Annotated in this window: 16 protein-coding genes; 8 read left to right on the top strand and 8 right to left on the bottom strand. The window is 41.5% G+C overall.

Annotated features, from left to right (window positions below; all coding sequences use genetic code 11):
• Nucleotides 1–74 precede the first annotated feature (74 nt).
• Nucleotides 75–1,577: a hypothetical protein gene (locus QZT69_RS09175; protein ID WP_294673327.1), complete on the top strand. Its 1,503-nt coding sequence runs from the start codon at nt 75–77 to the stop codon at nt 1,575–1,577.
• A gap of 2 nt (nt 1,578–1,579) precedes the next feature.
• Here the strand turns inward: QZT69_RS09175 and QZT69_RS09180 are convergent, their stop codons facing one another.
• The gene (locus tag QZT69_RS09180) at nt 1,580–2,179 is read right to left on the bottom strand and encodes a transferase hexapeptide repeat family protein (protein ID WP_294673330.1); all 600 of its coding nucleotides are present in this window, start codon (nt 2,177–2,179) and stop codon (nt 1,580–1,582) included.
• 42 nt (nt 2,180–2,221) lie between these two features.
• Between QZT69_RS09180 and QZT69_RS09185 the strand changes: the two genes are divergently transcribed.
• Both QZT69_RS09185 and QZT69_RS09190 read left to right on the top strand, forming a co-directional pair.
• Complete coding sequence (locus QZT69_RS09185; protein ID WP_294673332.1) at nt 2,222–2,752, top strand: DNA-3-methyladenine glycosylase I; 531 nt, start codon at nt 2,222–2,224, stop codon at nt 2,750–2,752.
• Nucleotides 2,753–2,816: 64 nt separating this feature from the next.
• Complete coding sequence (locus tag QZT69_RS09190; RefSeq protein ID WP_294673334.1) at nt 2,817–3,473, top strand: hypothetical protein; 657 nt, start codon at nt 2,817–2,819, stop codon at nt 3,471–3,473.
• 143 nt (nt 3,474–3,616) lie between these two features.
• Here QZT69_RS09190 and QZT69_RS09195 read toward each other — a convergent pair whose 3' ends face one another.
• The 5 genes from QZT69_RS09195 to QZT69_RS09215 are packed head-to-tail and all read right to left on the bottom strand — an operon-like array spanning nt 3,617 to nt 10,483.
• Nucleotides 3,617–4,507: a protein kinase gene (locus QZT69_RS09195; protein ID WP_294673336.1), complete on the bottom strand. Its 891-nt coding sequence runs from the start codon at nt 4,505–4,507 to the stop codon at nt 3,617–3,619.
• Nucleotides 4,504–6,927: a TonB-dependent receptor gene (locus QZT69_RS09200; protein WP_294673338.1), complete on the bottom strand. Its 2,424-nt coding sequence runs from the start codon at nt 6,925–6,927 to the stop codon at nt 4,504–4,506. Before QZT69_RS09200 ends, QZT69_RS09195 begins: the two co-directional genes overlap by 4 nt.
• On the bottom strand, nt 6,903–8,270 hold the full coding sequence (locus QZT69_RS09205; RefSeq protein WP_294673340.1) for an HTTM domain-containing protein: 1,368 nt from the start codon (nt 8,268–8,270) through the stop codon (nt 6,903–6,905). Before QZT69_RS09205 ends, QZT69_RS09200 begins: the two co-directional genes overlap by 25 nt.
• The gene (locus QZT69_RS09210; protein ID WP_294673342.1) at nt 8,260–9,330 is read right to left on the bottom strand and encodes an imelysin family protein; all 1,071 of its coding nucleotides are present in this window, start codon (nt 9,328–9,330) and stop codon (nt 8,260–8,262) included. The genes QZT69_RS09205 and QZT69_RS09210 overlap by 11 nt, the downstream gene beginning before the upstream one ends.
• Nucleotides 9,331–9,340: 10 nt before the next feature.
• Nucleotides 9,341–10,483 carry a DUF4856 domain-containing protein gene (locus QZT69_RS09215; RefSeq protein WP_294673344.1) on the bottom strand — a complete coding sequence of 381 codons (1,143 nt, stop codon included), beginning with the start codon at nt 10,481–10,483 and terminating at the stop codon, nt 9,341–9,343.
• 83 nt (nt 10,484–10,566) lie between these two features.
• Between QZT69_RS09215 and QZT69_RS09220 the strand changes: the two genes are divergently transcribed.
• The 5 genes from QZT69_RS09220 to QZT69_RS09240 all read left to right on the top strand — a co-directional run bounded on the left by QZT69_RS09220 (nt 10,567) and on the right by QZT69_RS09240 (nt 13,519).
• Nucleotides 10,567–11,376 carry a hypothetical protein gene (locus tag QZT69_RS09220; RefSeq protein ID WP_294673346.1) on the top strand — a complete coding sequence of 270 codons (810 nt, stop codon included), beginning with the start codon at nt 10,567–10,569 and terminating at the stop codon, nt 11,374–11,376.
• A 122-nt stretch (nt 11,377–11,498) separates the two neighbouring features.
• Entirely contained in the window at nt 11,499–11,897 is a 399-nt protein-coding gene (locus tag QZT69_RS09225; protein WP_294673348.1) for a DUF1987 domain-containing protein, read from the top strand.
• A 213-nt stretch (nt 11,898–12,110) separates the two neighbouring features.
• Nucleotides 12,111–12,356 carry a hypothetical protein gene (locus tag QZT69_RS09230; RefSeq protein WP_294673350.1) on the top strand — a complete coding sequence of 82 codons (246 nt, stop codon included), beginning with the start codon at nt 12,111–12,113 and terminating at the stop codon, nt 12,354–12,356.
• Complete coding sequence (locus tag QZT69_RS09235; RefSeq protein WP_294673352.1) at nt 12,353–12,964, top strand: OmpH family outer membrane protein; 612 nt, start codon at nt 12,353–12,355, stop codon at nt 12,962–12,964. Before QZT69_RS09230 ends, QZT69_RS09235 begins: the two co-directional genes overlap by 4 nt.
• 3 nt (nt 12,965–12,967) lie before the next feature.
• Nucleotides 12,968–13,519, top strand: a complete 552-nt coding sequence (locus QZT69_RS09240; protein ID WP_294673354.1) for a DUF4924 family protein — start codon at nt 12,968–12,970, stop codon at nt 13,517–13,519.
• Nucleotides 13,520–13,687: 168 nt separating this feature from the next.
• Here QZT69_RS09240 and QZT69_RS09245 read toward each other — a convergent pair whose 3' ends face one another.
• On the bottom strand, nt 13,688–14,464 hold the full coding sequence (locus QZT69_RS09245; protein WP_294673356.1) for a GH25 family lysozyme: 777 nt from the start codon (nt 14,462–14,464) through the stop codon (nt 13,688–13,690).
• 58 nt (nt 14,465–14,522) lie between these two features.
• The gene (locus tag QZT69_RS09250; protein WP_294673357.1) at nt 14,523–15,209 is read right to left on the bottom strand and encodes a hypothetical protein; all 687 of its coding nucleotides are present in this window, start codon (nt 15,207–15,209) and stop codon (nt 14,523–14,525) included.
• Nucleotides 15,210–15,965: the final 756 nt, after the last annotated feature.

The following is a 15,965-nucleotide window of genomic DNA, read 5'->3' on the forward strand; positions in this document are numbered from 1 at the left end:
TTAAGCGAATAATTATTGAATCTAATTCCCAATATTGAATTAGATTTCCTTTTTTTTGCATAAAAATCAAAGAAGTGAAATATTCTATCCTGTTTATTTGTGTGGTAAACACTTTCCTGACCTTTTCCCAGATCATTAATGGAGAAAGAATCGAGTTTGACTTAAGAACCGATGAACGGATCAACCGGGTGATTCCTATCGGGGAAAAAGGTTTTGTTACCCTGGGGTTGGAAAATATAAAAGGAGCAAACGATATTTTCCACATTTCCAAATACTCCAATGATCTGGAAAAAGAAAGCTCGGTCGAGTTTGAACGGGAGTCTCGAATTACCAATCATACCACATTGCTTTCAGCTGATAGCAGTCAGATCATATTTTTGTTCTCAAATCGCAAAGAGTGGATTTTGAAAGTCTACAATATCGATGACCAGTCTTTGAATGAAAAGGTCATTGAAAAAGCCGATGCAGGATATCAACCCTGGGAATATTTGCTGATTGACGGAAAGATTGCCATGAACGGATTTCAGAAACGAAAACCAACCATCCTGTTATTGGATATGACAACCGGCGACCAGCAGTTTGTACTTGTTCCTGGGATCAGTTCCAAAAGAGTGGTTGAATCCTTTGGAGTTGATAATAAGAATGAAAAAGTAACCATCTTCCTTCGGGATGGTAAGGACATGAAAAAAGCAACCATGCATCTGCTTTTGATGGATCCGGGCGGAGAAATTTCAACCAGTATGGAATTGGATAAAGATCCGAACTTCTCGATCATTGACGGTGCTGTGACCTGGTTTAATGAGCATAGTTTCTTGATTGCCGGAACATACGGTGTTTCAGGAAGAACGAGTTATGCATCCGGATATTACCTTTCCAGGTGGACAGATGGAAACCAGGAATTCATCACCTATCATTCGTTCACGGATTTTGCAACTTATCTGAGCTATTTGCCTGAGCGGGCTCAAAAGAAAATGGAAAAACGGGTAGAACGCAAGAAAGAAAAAGGAGCTACGGATATTATCCGGAGTTTTGTAGCCATTCATCCCGTATTGCTTGTAGGAGATGATTACCGCATTGTAGGAGAAGTGTATTACCCGACTTATCGCACCGAAACCTATACCAGTTATGTAAACGGAAGAGCGGTAACCAGTACCCGACAGGTTTTTGACGGATATCAATACACACATGCGGCGGTGCTGGATTTGGATGAATCCGGACAAAAGATAAAGGATTATTGTTTTTCCATGTATTTGCATAATAAACCCTTTTCAGTCATTAAAAACCTGCGGATTACAGAAGATCCGGACGGAGGGATGCGCATGATGTATTCTACGGGAAGCAGATTGAAAGCAACTACAATTACCACCGACAAGGAAATGACTGAAACTGATTTCGGAGAGATTCTAACAGGGCATGAGGGAGATAAGGTTCGATATACCGGATTCACGAATTGCTCTTATTGGTATGGCGATAGTTACCTGGTTTATGGAACGCAATCCATCAAAAATAAAGAAGACGATAAAGTTGCTAAAAAACGGAGCATATTTTTCATCAACAAAATCAGTTACTCCAAATAGAGTTACTGTTTTTTGATGGCTTCCCACGTTTGGTACATTTTTTCTTGGCTGGGACGGTCGGCTTCCACTTCTTCTAACGGCTCGCACGGAATCAGTGTTTCGTAGCATTCTTTCGGCAAGGCCTGGTAAAGAGCCGTTCCTTTTGTTTTCCAGGCGATCATTTCGTCTGAGACTTCTTTGATCACTTTTGCAGGATTGCCTACAACCAGGCTTCTTCGCGGGATAACCGTATTTGCAGGAACAAAACATAAAGCTCCAATAATACATTCTTCTTCGATGACTACATCGTCCATGATAACAGCATTCATCCCGATCAGGCAGTTCTCACCGATCGTTCCGCCATGCACAATAGCCCCGTGACCGATGTGAGCTCCTTTCTTTAAAGTAACTGTCGTTCCCGGGAACATATGAATGGTGCAATTTTCCTGGACATTACAACCATCTTCAATAATGATCTGCCCCCAGTCGCCCCGGATTGCTGCTCCCGGACCGATATATACATTTTCACCGATAATCACATTGCCGGTTACAGCTGCTTGTGGATGAATAAAACTAGATTTTTTAACAACCGGGACAAAACCGTTGAATGAATATACCGCCATGAATGCCTATTTTTGGTAAAAATATGAAATCAAACTGGCAAAATGAGTTATTGTGATTATGTTTTAACCAAACCAAAAGACGACCATCACCGTATATATCACGATTTTCATTATGGTACGCCGATTGATGATGACAATGAGCTTTTCGGGCGGTTGATTCTTGAAATTAACCAGGCAGGTTTGTCCTGGGATATCATTTTAAAGAAGCAAGCAAACTTTTCTGAAGCTTTTGACGTTTATAGCATAGAGAAGATTGCTAAGTACCAGGAAGATAAAGTGAATGAATTACTTCAAAATCCTGGAATTATTAGAAATAGATTGAAAATAAATGCCGTTATTTACAATGCGAAACAGGTATTGTTAATCCAAAAAGAATTTGGTAGCTTTAAGGGATGGTTGGACAGCCACTTAGGAAAATCAAAGGAAGAATGGGTGAAGCTGTTTAAAAAGAATTTTAAATTCGTTGGAGGAGAGATAGTCAATGAATTCCTGATGAGTACCGGTTACCTCCCGGGAGCACATCAGCCTGGTTGTTACAGATATAAAGAAGAGAAAGCATTGCTTTCGATTTGATCGCCGTCTGTAGACGGAAAAAACTTCAAATTGAAAGCGAACTGAAACTAAAAAATAAAGAGTCATGAAAGCAAAAATACTACTTCCGATACTTCTTGTGATGCTTAGTTTTTCAGCAAAATCACAAGTTGGTTTGATGATCGGCCCGGGGCTGAATTACGGTTTTGGCTCTGGTCAATTATTCAAAACATTGAATTTAGGAGTGGAAATCCCAAGGGATGAAAGCGCCTCTATCCTGATCCGTGCTTATGCAAGTTTGAAAAATTCCAGAATGGATTCTACGTTTGCTGAGGCAATTGAGCTTGGGACAAGTCCTTCTGTAATGATGGTTGACGTGAAGAACGGCGTAACACAATTCGGAATCCAGGGAGGAACAAGAAGATACTTTATCGGTTCTAACTTCGATTACGGGTTTGGTCTATACGGAGGAACTGTCTTTGACTTCTCATTCTATAAATTGTCTACGAAAGTTATTGATCCGATTGATGTCAACGCATACCGTTTGCAAAGCTCCAACAGCGGAAGTGTATTCTTGTTGAGCTTTGGTCTTCAGGGCGGGGTGAAAAAACAATTTGCATTCGGAACCTTGTTCACAGATCTTTCGTTGTCTTATGCTATAGTTGCGGCGGGCTCTGCGAAACTTTCCGGAGATGCAAGCTCACAGGTGTCAGCCCTGAACTTCGGCTTCACGATCGGGTATCGAAAAGACTTATTTTTCTAATGAATTTTAAAGCTTGACTTCGACTCCGCTCAGTCAGCTTTTGAAAAATTGAAATACCAGATTACAAGGTTGTCGAATTAATTCGGCAACCTTTTTTGGTTGTAATTAATTTAATATGTGTTGGTAACTGAGCGGAGTCGAAGTCAAAAGGGCCACCACGTTTTTTTCTTTCCGCTAAGTTTGTTTTCAAAATCAGCAATAAATGCGGAATAAGAGCTATAGCGCCTGTCCATTCCTTTGAGCAGAGCGGCCTTTAATTCCGAAGCATTTAATTTATTGGGTGGGACTGTGAATTGGTATTTGGCTGCCATTTTTTGAAGTGTGTCACTAAATACCTTGTATTTTGAATCCAGGTTCGGTAAAGGGTAAGTGAGCTGGAGATTGGTTGTAATGCTCGGATTCGGATCGATTAAGGGCATTCTTCCCTGTAAACAGGTCCAGCAGGTAATACCCATTGAAAAGTAATCTGTTCGTTCATCTACCAGGTCCAGTTGATTCATGAGTAACTCAGGGGCGGCAAATCCCAGGGGAAAAAGCGTTTTTCGTGTTTCAGTTTCATTCCTGTTTAAAGCAAGTCCAAAATCAATGAGCGATACCCGGATTTCTTTCGAAGAGTCTACAATGATGTTTCCGGGTTTGATGTCCAAATGGTAGATCTTGTTTTGATGAAGATGCTCAAGAATGGGTTCCATTTTTTCCAATACCTCGAATAACTTTAGCGGTTTCTCTTTAGAACGGAATTGGTCCAGGTAATCGGCAAGTGTTATTCCCGTTTGAAAAGACTTGAACAAAAAGATCTCAGAGTCACTTTCGAAAAAATCGAGTGTCTCGGGCAGACCATCTACAATAAAGGAAAACTCAGCTTCCTTGCGCAAGCGGTCCTGAACAACCTGGTTGGTTTCCGTTTTTTGAACCGTTTTAAGGATGGACTTAACTCCCGAAATTTTATTTTCGGTTAGAAAGATATGCGCAAATTTTCGTTTCTTATTGGCATCAATTTGCTCAAGAATTTTGTATTTCTCCGCTGGGTTCATCGCTTTACTTCAATAGTAAATTGCAATGTACCATAAAATGTAATGCCGTCCGAGGGAAGAATTCCCGGTCCCGGATAAGCAGTTGCTCTCCTTGTGTAATAAGACGCATTCAATAAATTGTTGACACCAGCCTCTAATTGAAAGTATTTTTTGAAAGTATACCGGGCGCTTAAGTCCATAACGAAATAAGCCGGTATTTCACCGATAACAGCATCTCCGCTTCCTAATTTGGAATTTGTGGCATCGCTGAATTGAGCAGAATTGTAAGATCCCTGGATTTGTACCTGCCAGTTTTTTGCACGCACTTTTAAACCGCTTTTCAGCATAATCGGACTCACGTATTCTACCTGTTTTCCAACATAACTTTGCTCCCTGGATGAAATGTAAGTGGCATGGATATAAGAGAAGTTTACAAAAATGGATGAACCGATTTTTGAACTGTCTGCAAATGCTTTTATAAAGTCAAATTCCATAAAACATTCCACGCCGGTATTTAAGGCGTTACCAATGTTGGTACGGATTTTCTTGGTTGTGTTGGGCTGAGGCGCAAGCCCGATCTTGTCGCCGTAGAATAGAGCAAACACTGCCATGTCGGTATAGAAGTACTTGCCGATAAATCCGCGCCAGCCTAGTTCCGTGGTGTTCCCGTATTCATCCTTGATTAAGGAATCAACAACGATATTCGGGTTGGCAACTCGAATGTCAGAGAAATTGACTGCGCGGTAGTTCTGGCAAAAGTTCAGATAAGCATTCGAGTATTTTCCGGTCTTAAAAGATACTCCGGCCCCGCCTAGAGGAATGGCCCTGCTGATGGTGTTGGAACTTTCGATCCTGGAAACATTTAACGTGTCTTGTGTGAGCGGGTGGATCGCATATTGATTGTAATATCCGTTTGCGGAACTTTTGATGTATTCAAAGCGTATACCGGCGTTAATGGTCCAGCGGTTTCCCAGAAACCAGATATTATCCGTAAATGCTGCAAAATTCTCTGATGGGAAGCTGAAATCCGAGTTTTCAATATTGTCCGGATTGTCGAATTTGAAATCTTCTTTACTGCCTCTGTCACCACTTGTTGCCAATCCCTGGAGATTGGTGGTTTGTCCGCGGTAATAACGTGCCCCAACCAAAAAAGCACTTTCATGTTTTTGTTTCCCGGTAATTTTATACCGATGTAAAATCCGTGCTTCAGCCCCTGTATTCTTAAATTCTCCGGCAATCAGATCGCGTTTTCCACCCGGATCAGCCGTACTGATCTTTCCAAGATATCCCAATGAATAGCGGTCGGACAGCATGCCGAATGCACGAATGTTCAGGTGTGTTTTTTGGGAGAGTCTCGAATCATAATGAAGGGCAAGAATGTTCCAGTCTACTTTGAACCAGTTCCGGTCACGGACGCTTTGTTTCGGATCTTCTTCGAACTGTTTGTCTGTTAAACCTCCCGGCTGTTTTGCCAGGTAGCTCATACGTGTATATTCCAAACGAATTTGGTTTTTCTCATTGATGCGGTAACCCAGCTGAACAAACCCCTGCTGCTGGTTGAAGTCCGAATTTGGCCGGTAGCCGTTCCCGGTTTTTAACTGGTAGTATCCCTGGTATTCAAAACGACGGGTAGTACCTGAAATACGGTTAAATGTCCCGAAATAACCATAGTTCCCGATTGTATTGCGCGAGGTAAACTGGAACGGACTGCTCTGAACAGGATCTTTAATAATGAAATTCATTAATCCGCCAAACTGCGTTCCGTATTGTAAACTTGCCGAACCGCGGATGATCTCAATGGCCTGAAGCGCTTCCAAAGGCGGTGTGTAGTAACTTTCGGGATACCCGAGTGCATCAGCGGAAATATCGTATCCGTTTTGGCGTGTATTGAAGTTGGCTGCCCGGTTCGGACTTAATCCTCTTCCTCCGACACCCATTTGGATTCCTGCACCGTCACTTTCCCAGATATTCAATCCCGGAACTTTTGCAAATAATTCTCTTGGGTTGGCACTTGATTTTGCTCCTCCCTGGCGTTCCGTTTCAATCAATGTATTTGTTCCGGTTGCGATCTGAACTCCCTTAATGGGGGGAATGAAACCGATGTCGAAATAATGAAGGCGTTTGCTTCTGACCTCAACTTCTTCAACTGCTGTAGAAGTTTGCACTTGTATGACCGTTTTCGGAGCAACAATTCCGTTCAGAACGTAAATCAGTGTGTCGATGTCATTTCCGTATATAATCAAAGGGCCTTTATCGCAAGGTATTTGGAATTTTCCCTGCTCATCCGTCATAGTCTTTTTTTCACCGCATTGCACGAAAATCCCGAATTGCGGGCTTTTGGTCTGATCGATAATTGTTCCTTCGAAGTTTTGCGACCACGAAAGGGAAACAAGAACAGAAAACAGAAACGAAAGGCTTAGTTTTTGAGAGGTAAAATCCATTTTCGGTGTTTCAAATTGTATTCTTCTTGCATCAAATCTGTTTCCCGGCTTACAAAATGCTGATTAGGTCTGCCGTTTAGGGTGACGTAAACATCTGCAGTAACTTTTGGGCGCGACAAATGTACGCTTTTGCTGCCGAAATGAAGCGTGGTGTCCCGGTACTTTTTCCCCAGGAAGTGCGCAAACTGAAGGATCATATCCGGTTGCCGTGACATTTGATCAATCTGTTGCGGGCTTAAATAGTCGGCATTGGTAATTTCAATTGATTTTCGGGTATTTCGGTCCTCCACATAAAAAGTCGCATACCCTTTTTTCTCCATCAGCATCACTCTCCAGGAAAAACGGAAACCTTCTTCGTGCCAGAACAGGTTTTCCGGGTAAAGCAGGTAACGGAACGGGAGAAACAATTGCACTACTACGAAAAAAGAAATGAAGCCTGTGACAATCCGTGAGGTCCGAATGGAAGAAGCAGAAGTTTTGTCTGTCCACTGGAATGTCTTTTTCAATGCATTGAGCCAGCGATCATGGAAACCTGCCGGGAAGAAGATCAGGGTACTGAGGATCATGACCCATGGAAAAACACCGATTGGGAACAGAAGCCAGGTTAAAATGTGAAAGACAATAACGAAAAAGTAAGCGATGTTGCGTGTTTTATTACCGGAAAGAAAAAAAGGAATGGTTAGGTCATAAAAACACGAGAACCAGGAAAAAACAAACGCTACCCAGGATGTTGCCAGTAAATCACCAACCAAAGGAAGGTCCCGGAATGCCTGCAGCCACAAACGAAGTGGTTGTGCTTCCAGCAGCCAGTCAGTATTGATCTTGGCAATTCCGGCGAAGCAATAAACAATTCCTAGTTGGAATCGCAGTAAAAAAATCGGCCAGTTGGGAATGGTGCTCCGCTGAATAGCAGGATTCCTTTTTGCATCGATACTGAAGTTAGCATGTGCAGGAAGCCATATCAGGATAAATGCAACCAGACTTACGAAGTAATAATGATTGAGGTAGTAGCTTTTATCCAGCAATTCCACATAAGTGAATGCCAGGAAAAATAAGCTCGCTGAAACCCGGTAAAACGCACCGAAAATGATTCCCAGACTGGCCAGTACCATCAAAACGAAAGGAAGGTACATCCAGTTTCCCGGCAAAGTGTGCACCCAATCGAATCCCAGGTAGGAGAAATGGAACGGGGGATCAATGTACAATTGCTTCACCCATCCGTTGGAAACGAAACGCAGTGTACTGAATAAAAACAAAGATCCGATAATGATCCGGAAAGCAATCAGGGGAGTAATGGAAACTTCCCTGAAAAGGATCTCGGACCATCGTTTATTAATCGCCATCCGTATCCTGATAAGTAATCAAGACACCAAAAGCGGAAGCCATATCTGTTTTCATATAGATTACAGATCCTTGCTGATAAGCGTAAAAGTCTTCCAATGTGCCCGGGGAAGAGGTCATTAGCTGCTCCAGTGTTTCTGTCCAGGATTGCGGGGTTGAGTACATGTAATCAAAACGGGATGCAATGGTAGCGGAAAGAGTACCCTTGTCAAGTGCATTTAAATAATCATCAAAGCCAGTTCCGTTGTTGTTTCCGGTTAAGCTCAATCCATAGTAAATACAGCGTGAAGCGCGGATATTCTCGATCAGCAGCATTCTTCCAATCCCTGAACGGCGTGCTTCCAGGTAGTTCGGCTGCTGAATTCCAAGCGTATGATTTCCAATCGGGAATCCGATCTTGGTTGTTTTGCATAATTCGAAATCCTTGCAGAAATTGTTTACCAATAATGCGAACGGACTGGTGGATTCGTTACTAGTTCCGTTTACAAAAGTGCTTCTATAGCCCGACCATCCGGCAACGACTGCCGTAATTTCGGTTTTCATTTTAGCAATAATCTCTGAAACGTACGTACAGGCATTAGCGGAGTTTTGGAATTGAGTTAAAGCTCCGGAGTGGTAGAATAAATAGTCAAGAGCATCCAAACCGCTTGCATCCAGGTTATTCGAAGCACTCAGATCATATCCGCCATTCTGAATATTGTTGTTGATCTGAGTTGTATCACAAGGGAAAGTCCCGAATGTAAAAACGATGTTTGCACTCATTGCCGGCCCGAAATCAAATGCTTTCACACGCTGGAAAGAAATGTTTGCATCGATCCATGCTTGTTTGGCTAAATCCAGTTTTGCAGGCGTTTTATCTGCAAGGAAATCATTCCAGGAAGTTTCAAGCGTACTGATTTTTGTTTTCAGGTCGGAATAGCCCGGAATGATATAATTATCAGCCATATTGACCATAATAGGCCCTTTGTCAAATTCTGTATCTTCGTCTTTTTTCTTTTTACAGGCAGCTGCACCTAGTATAAGAATGAGACTTAAATAAACTCCCTGTTTAGCCAGTTTCATAGTTCAAATTTTAATAGTTCGAATCAAGAGTTGCTTTGATAGCGTTGATATCCGATACGTTTAACGACCATAAGTTTCCGTTGAATTGTGCCAGTAAGTTGTCAACTTCTGAAGCAGACATCACACGTGTATCAATAGGTGCGAAGCGTAATGTGTAAATGAATCCGTAAGCTTCAGACAATACATGAAGGAATTTAGCCTGGTCAGTTCCATAGTATGCTACTGCCTGATCTAAATATTTCATGGCCTGGTATGCTGCAATTTTTTCCCACATTCCTTTAATTGCTGTGATCGATGCATCCCGGTCTGCCAATACATTATTGGAAATAGCTGCACGGCCTTTCAGAAAGTTGCTCATCATGACCTGGTTGGAATTTAGAGCAGTATTCTGTGAATTACAGTATTTCCCCCAAAACAGGATAGACGGAGTAGTAGGGAAATCAACAGGCACTGAGAAATACCCGAAAGCTTCATCCCAGTAATGTTCCATAGCGGTATAAGTTTCACCGGCAACAGGAGTGGAATTATCTGCATTCATATTGGTAGTTCCGAGGTAAACATTTAATGCCTGGTACTTGAAAACCGCTCCCATAATTGATTTTTCGATCAGCTCAGAATACTCAAAACCATTGGCTCCGAACAAATAAGTGGATGACCCGGAGGATAGAGTTCCTGCCTGGCCGTTAGAAGCTGTATTCATATAAGAATTACTGGCCAACTGGATGGATTGGAAATAACTGCTGATTAAAGCGGTATCCAGGTTGAAGCACTTATCTTTTAGATTTCTGCTGGAGGTAAATGAAAAATTACCGTTTCCATTCCCGTTAGTATTTGCGAACATATCCTTTAATACCTGCGCTGATATTGCCTGGGAAGTACCTTGGTCTGCATATGTAACCATAGCTATCAAGTGGTTAATACGGTCCGTTTGTCCTGCATAATTAACCGTTGATTGGCCATTGGAATTTGTAAATGTATATGTTGTAGGAACTGAATATCCCGGGGCAGCAGGATTATAGGTACAGCTTCCGTCATCTTTTTTGGCCTTGGAATTGTAATTGGCTGCAGTTGGATTTGTACATCCTTTTTTCTTACAGGATACAATAGGAGTTACCAATATGCTAATTGCTAAAAGATGGCTTAAATGCTTCATAATCTATTTTAGTTTTTAATTGTTTGCAAAGTTACTTGCAGGGCTTTCTGACAACAATACCCTAAAAAAGGTATTTTTGGTTTATGAATGCCAAATACATTATTGCTGATTCGGGAGGTTCATCTACAAACTGGGGAATCGTGCTTACAACAGACGAAGTAGTGTTTATCCAAACGGATAGTTTACATCCGAAGTACGCGCTTTCAGACGGTTTTTCCTGGTCGGGCCTGAAATCTCAATTTGAAGGAATGAACGTACCGCTTCATTTTTATGGGGCCGGTTGTTCGGGTGAAACGGTTCAGGCAAGTATGCGTGGTCGCCTGGAGCAGCTGGGTTTTTCAGAAGTAACTATTTACCCGGATACTTTGGCTGCATGCAGGGCTTTGTGCGGTAATGAAGCCGGATGGGTTGCCATCCTGGGAACGGGTTCTATTTTGGTACAATACGACGGAACCGATATTACCAGGAGAATAGGAGGGTACGGTTCACTGGTAGGAGATGAAGGAAGCGGCTTCTATTTTGGGAAATTGCTCATACGCCACTTGTTGAGAACCGAAGAATGGAAAGCCGAATGGATCGAATTATTCCAGTCGCGGGAATTTATTCTCTCAAAACTGGCTGCATCTGATGCCCAGCAATGGATTTCAGGGTTGGGTGGAAAAACTGCTGATCTTGATTTTCGGTTCCTGCATGAACAAAACGCGGCATTATTCGTTAAAGAATATTGTCTACAGATTCCGGAATTGAAACAGATCTCATTTATAGGGACTTATGGTTTCGAGCAGGAAACAGTTTTTATTCACGTATTTGAAAATCAGGGTATTCGTGTTTCTAAGCGGCTTGCAAGTCCTATTGTTGATTTGGTGAGCTATCATCAAACTCGCGAATATTAAGGATTTGTTAACCTTTCTGGGAGTTGATACAGAGGTGTTTAGTCGAAAATATTAAATCTTTCGTAGAAAAGTACCTTGTGGTTTGGAAAATAATTCACAACTTGCAGAAGCGAAAGTGAGAAATGGATACATTATTAATTCAGGCAACTGCTCAAACCCCCTTAGTGAATTTGAATCCTGAGACAGGAATCATGGAAATCAGAGGTCGTTCAATTCCGGATGATCCCGAAGCTTTTTGGGGTGCAGTTTTATTGTGGTTTGATAATTACATGGCGAATCCGAATAACGAGACGCTGGTAAGAATCGATTTGGAGTATTTCAACATTACTTCCTCCAAACGTATTTTATTCTTGCTTTACAAATTGAACGAATTGGTTGATTCCGGTAAAAAAGCAAAGGTTGAATGGTACTACAGGCAATCTGATGAAGATATGTACGAAGTAGGCCAGGATTATGCTTTCATGGTTCACGTTCCGTTTGATTTCCGCGAATATACAGACAATGACCTGGTAGTTGCTTAAGTATTTTCTTCTGTTTTATTGGGACTAAAAAGTCGAATTTCGAGATTCATAATCGAATTGTTCAAATGTTCAAATTTGACTTTAAACAATTTTGAACTTGTTCCACTTTTTTAACCTCTTGAACCTTCATTTTTTGGAGAAAAATTGAAAAGAGTGAAGATAATCTTACTTTTCAATTGTTAATTTTCAATTATCAACTATTTTTGTTGGATTATGCGTGTAATAGCCGACATTCCACATCCGCGTTACAAGATCCAGATTTTCTTGTACAATGCGAAGTATCTTGTAAAAATTGAATTGGGACAATTCGAACAAACATTCAAGATCGCAGAAACGGATGTAAACGGACTGGAAGAACTGAAACGTATGATAACAGATCAATTATTACGTAACTCACTTGATCGCTTCCTTTCAATGAGAACCGATTGGGAAGAAGCATTTAAAAATAAAGAAGCATGAAATTAGGACATATCATTACTGCAGGATTAATTCTTGGATTAACAACTTTTGCTTGTTCAGATAAAAAAGAAGAACCGAAAACAAAGGAAGAAAAAGCACCTGAAGTTCCGGTAGTTAATTCGAAAGGATTAAAAATTGCGTTTTACTATTCGGATAGTTTGAAAAATGGGTTCACCTATTATAAAAACGAAGATGCACGTATCACGAAAAAAGGGGAGGCTTTCCAAAATGAAATGATGGCTAAACAGCGTGCGTTGGAGCAAAAAGCGCAGAATTACGAAAAATACATGCGTGAAGGTACCATGACCGGTGCTGATATGCAAAACCTGGAGAATGAGATCATGCGTATGCGTGAGCAGTTAATGAACCAGCAGCAGACAAGAGGAGCTGCATTGGAAAAAGAAACCAATGAAGCTTTGACCGTACTTTCCAAAAAGATAGAAGTTGCAGGTAAAAAATACTGCGAGAAATATGGAATTGATGTGTTATTGATCCACGGTCAGGGCGGACAGATCAACTTCATTAATGATAAAATGAACGTTACTCAATCATTCATTGACTTCCTGAATCACGAACAGGAAATGATGGATAAAGACCTTGGCAAGTAAATTATGCTGATAGCGCAACAAAAGCTCAACGAGAATATTGCCGAGTATATCCTGTACATGTACCAGATTGAAGATCTGATCCGTGCATACCAGTTTGATCTTGACCGTATCATTAAGGAAGTTGTGGAGCCGAATCTACCGGACCGCGCATACCTGGAACGTTACAGAGCATGGTATTCCGGATTGATCCGGGATATGAAATCCGAACGAATCACCGAATCCGGTCACCGGTTGGAATTACAGGATGTTTTGGTGGAATTATCTTACCTGCATAATTCATTGCTGACGGTTGTAAACGATGAAAAATACCGGACACTTTACTCCACGGCACTTCCCTATATCGAAGATTTCATAGAGCATTCCAATTTGAAAGGAATGAATCATTTGGAAGTTTGTTTCCATGCACTTTATATGAAACTGCTGTTGAAACTACAGAAGAAAGAGATCAGCCAGGAAACAGAAGAAGCTTTTGATGCGATGCGCATTCTATTGGCTTACCTGACACGCTCTTACCATCAGATGAAAGGGGGAGAGGGGCAATACTGGAATAATTAATTACGAATTACGAATTACGAATTACGAATTACGAATTACGAATTACGAATTACGAATTTTGTTTGATTTAAGTCTGGGAAATAAATTTCCTAAAGAAAGTTTGCTTTAATGTATTCGGTTTTTTAGTTATGATCCTTAAATTCGGAATTAGGCATTCGGAATTCGTAATTAAAAAAGGTCTTGTTTGCTCACATTTAAATCTACCATTCCTTTTATTCCTGGTAATCTCCCCGATTCCGAGAACTGCCAGTGTAAAACTTCCCGATCAGTCATGTATTGAGGTTCACGGCTGTAAGCAGCAATCCAAAAATTATAACCTTCCATTTTTCCACGGAATTTGGTTTCATAGAAACTCAATGAAGTATAGATGATCGGTTTGATACCGGTTGCTTTTTTGACTTCTTCACACCAGATCAATACTTTTGCTCTCAGATCTTCGTCTGAAAAACCTTCGTCTTCCACATCAATTACCGGCGGCAGGTCAATACTTCGAATTTTGTATACCGAAAGGAAATGCGCGGCCTGGGGTCTCGGTGCTGATTTCGGATTGAAATAATGATAGGCACCGTTTGATATCCCGTGTTTGTTTAAGTACTCACGATTTCTCTCCCATTGGGTGTCGAGGTGATCGGATCCCTCAGTTACTTTGCAGTAAACAAAGTCGATAATGGTATCAAATCCCTTTTCACTGAGGAGTAAATCCCAGTCAATTTCCCCCTGGTGATGCGAAACATCCAGTCCAACGGATTTGTATCCCGGAGGAATGATCTCATGAAAATGGGTCGAAGTCTGCACCATTCCTTCTGTTTTGTACCAGAAGAAAAAGAAAGCCAATACACCTGCAGGGATTGCAATCCAGAAAATGAATCTGCTTTTGCGGTTCTTTTTGGAGGCGGATCTGCGTTTGGGTGCCGCTTTTTTGCGGGTCTGTTTTCTTTTTGCCATTCGGCAGCTAAATTACATGTAAAAAGCTTATTACAACTCGATTCGAAAACAGAAAGTATCAAATACGTATCCCAAAGTAGATTTTTAGGAGATTTGGGTTTCTGGACGCAGGTGAACGGTCATCCCGCACAATGAAATTGTTATCGTAGTCAATTCCGAATACTCCGATTATTGGTAAAGTCCCGAATCTGCGCTCTATACTTGCACTAAGCCGGACACCGAAATAATTGACTTCGTCTTTCGGGTTGGGGGTTCTGGAAAAACCATACATGAGAGCACTTGAAAGATTAATGGATGTCAATTCAGAAAGGTGGAACGGGACCTGACAGCCCATATATCCCATGAGGTTAAATACGTTCTTTTTATAGGTTGCGCCCACGCTGTTACCTGATCCTATTACCGGTTTACTTTTCTGAGCATAGCATTCAACTCCCAAAATTCCGTACACGCGGTTTTTGTAAATATCGCCTATCCGCAGATTGATTCCGTAATGAATTACCTGTTTTTTGGGAAGGTAAGAACGGTGGGCAGAATCAGCAATAAACACGGTGCCCAATTCCATCCCGAATTGAACCACGCGCATGTTCTGCGGTGCATGCCTGATAATGTAAACCCGGTTGGTATCGCTTGAAGAAACTCTTACAGGTTTTGTCCTGACAGGTTTTGATTTTGTTTTCGGAACTACAACTTGTCCGAATGCTGCTGAATGCAGAAGGATTAGTAAAAAGGTGATTATTTTCTTCATTGATTTATGGAAAAGTGTTGCAAAAGTAAGGATTTTAGATGGAATCAAAGTTTGTAAACCGTCCAGTCTTCCGTATTCATAACAACTTTAAGTGGCAAGTAAAGCTCACCTCCCAAATAGCGCTTTAAAACAACAATGTATTTACATCCTTTTTGTTGAATACCTTTTCGGAAATTCGGGTTTAACAGTTCGTCATTACTTGCCACCCAGCCTTTTCGGTGTGCGAAATAAATGGCAGTCGGATTATCACCGGTGTTTACGGCTATCAGGTCCGAGCGCTTGGAGAAACTATCCATGTAGGCTTCCAGATTTACAAAAGCCAGTTCATGTTCTTTTAACCGGAAATCGTGAAGCTGGTTTAATGTGCCTTCAAGGACAATTACTGTCAGAAGGATGATTTGTACCACTTTCTTATTGAATCCGGCAACACCGTACCCGGCCGTCAGTGCCATGATGGGAACGAAAGGAATGATGTAATAGGAGTGGTGTGTGAAAGTGAATCCGGCTTTCAATGCAATGACCAGGAAAGCCGCAAAGCCGAGTCCCAGGATTCCTAAAAGCAGATTGTTCCGTTTCCGGATAGCGAAGAAAAGTCCTGCTAAGAATAATCCGAATCCCGTGAATTTTAATGCGGCATCATAGAAATGTTTTAACCCGTCTCCCAGGTGTTCAACCAGTTCCTGTCTCTTATACACATCTCCGAGCCCAGAGACTAGGCATGATCTCGTATGCCGTCTTCTGCTTGAAAAAAAAAAA

Origin of the sequence: uncultured Fluviicola sp., assembly GCF_902168135.1 — a bacterium.
Classification (GTDB): Bacteria; Bacteroidota; Bacteroidia; order Flavobacteriales_D; family Crocinitomicaceae; genus Fluviicola.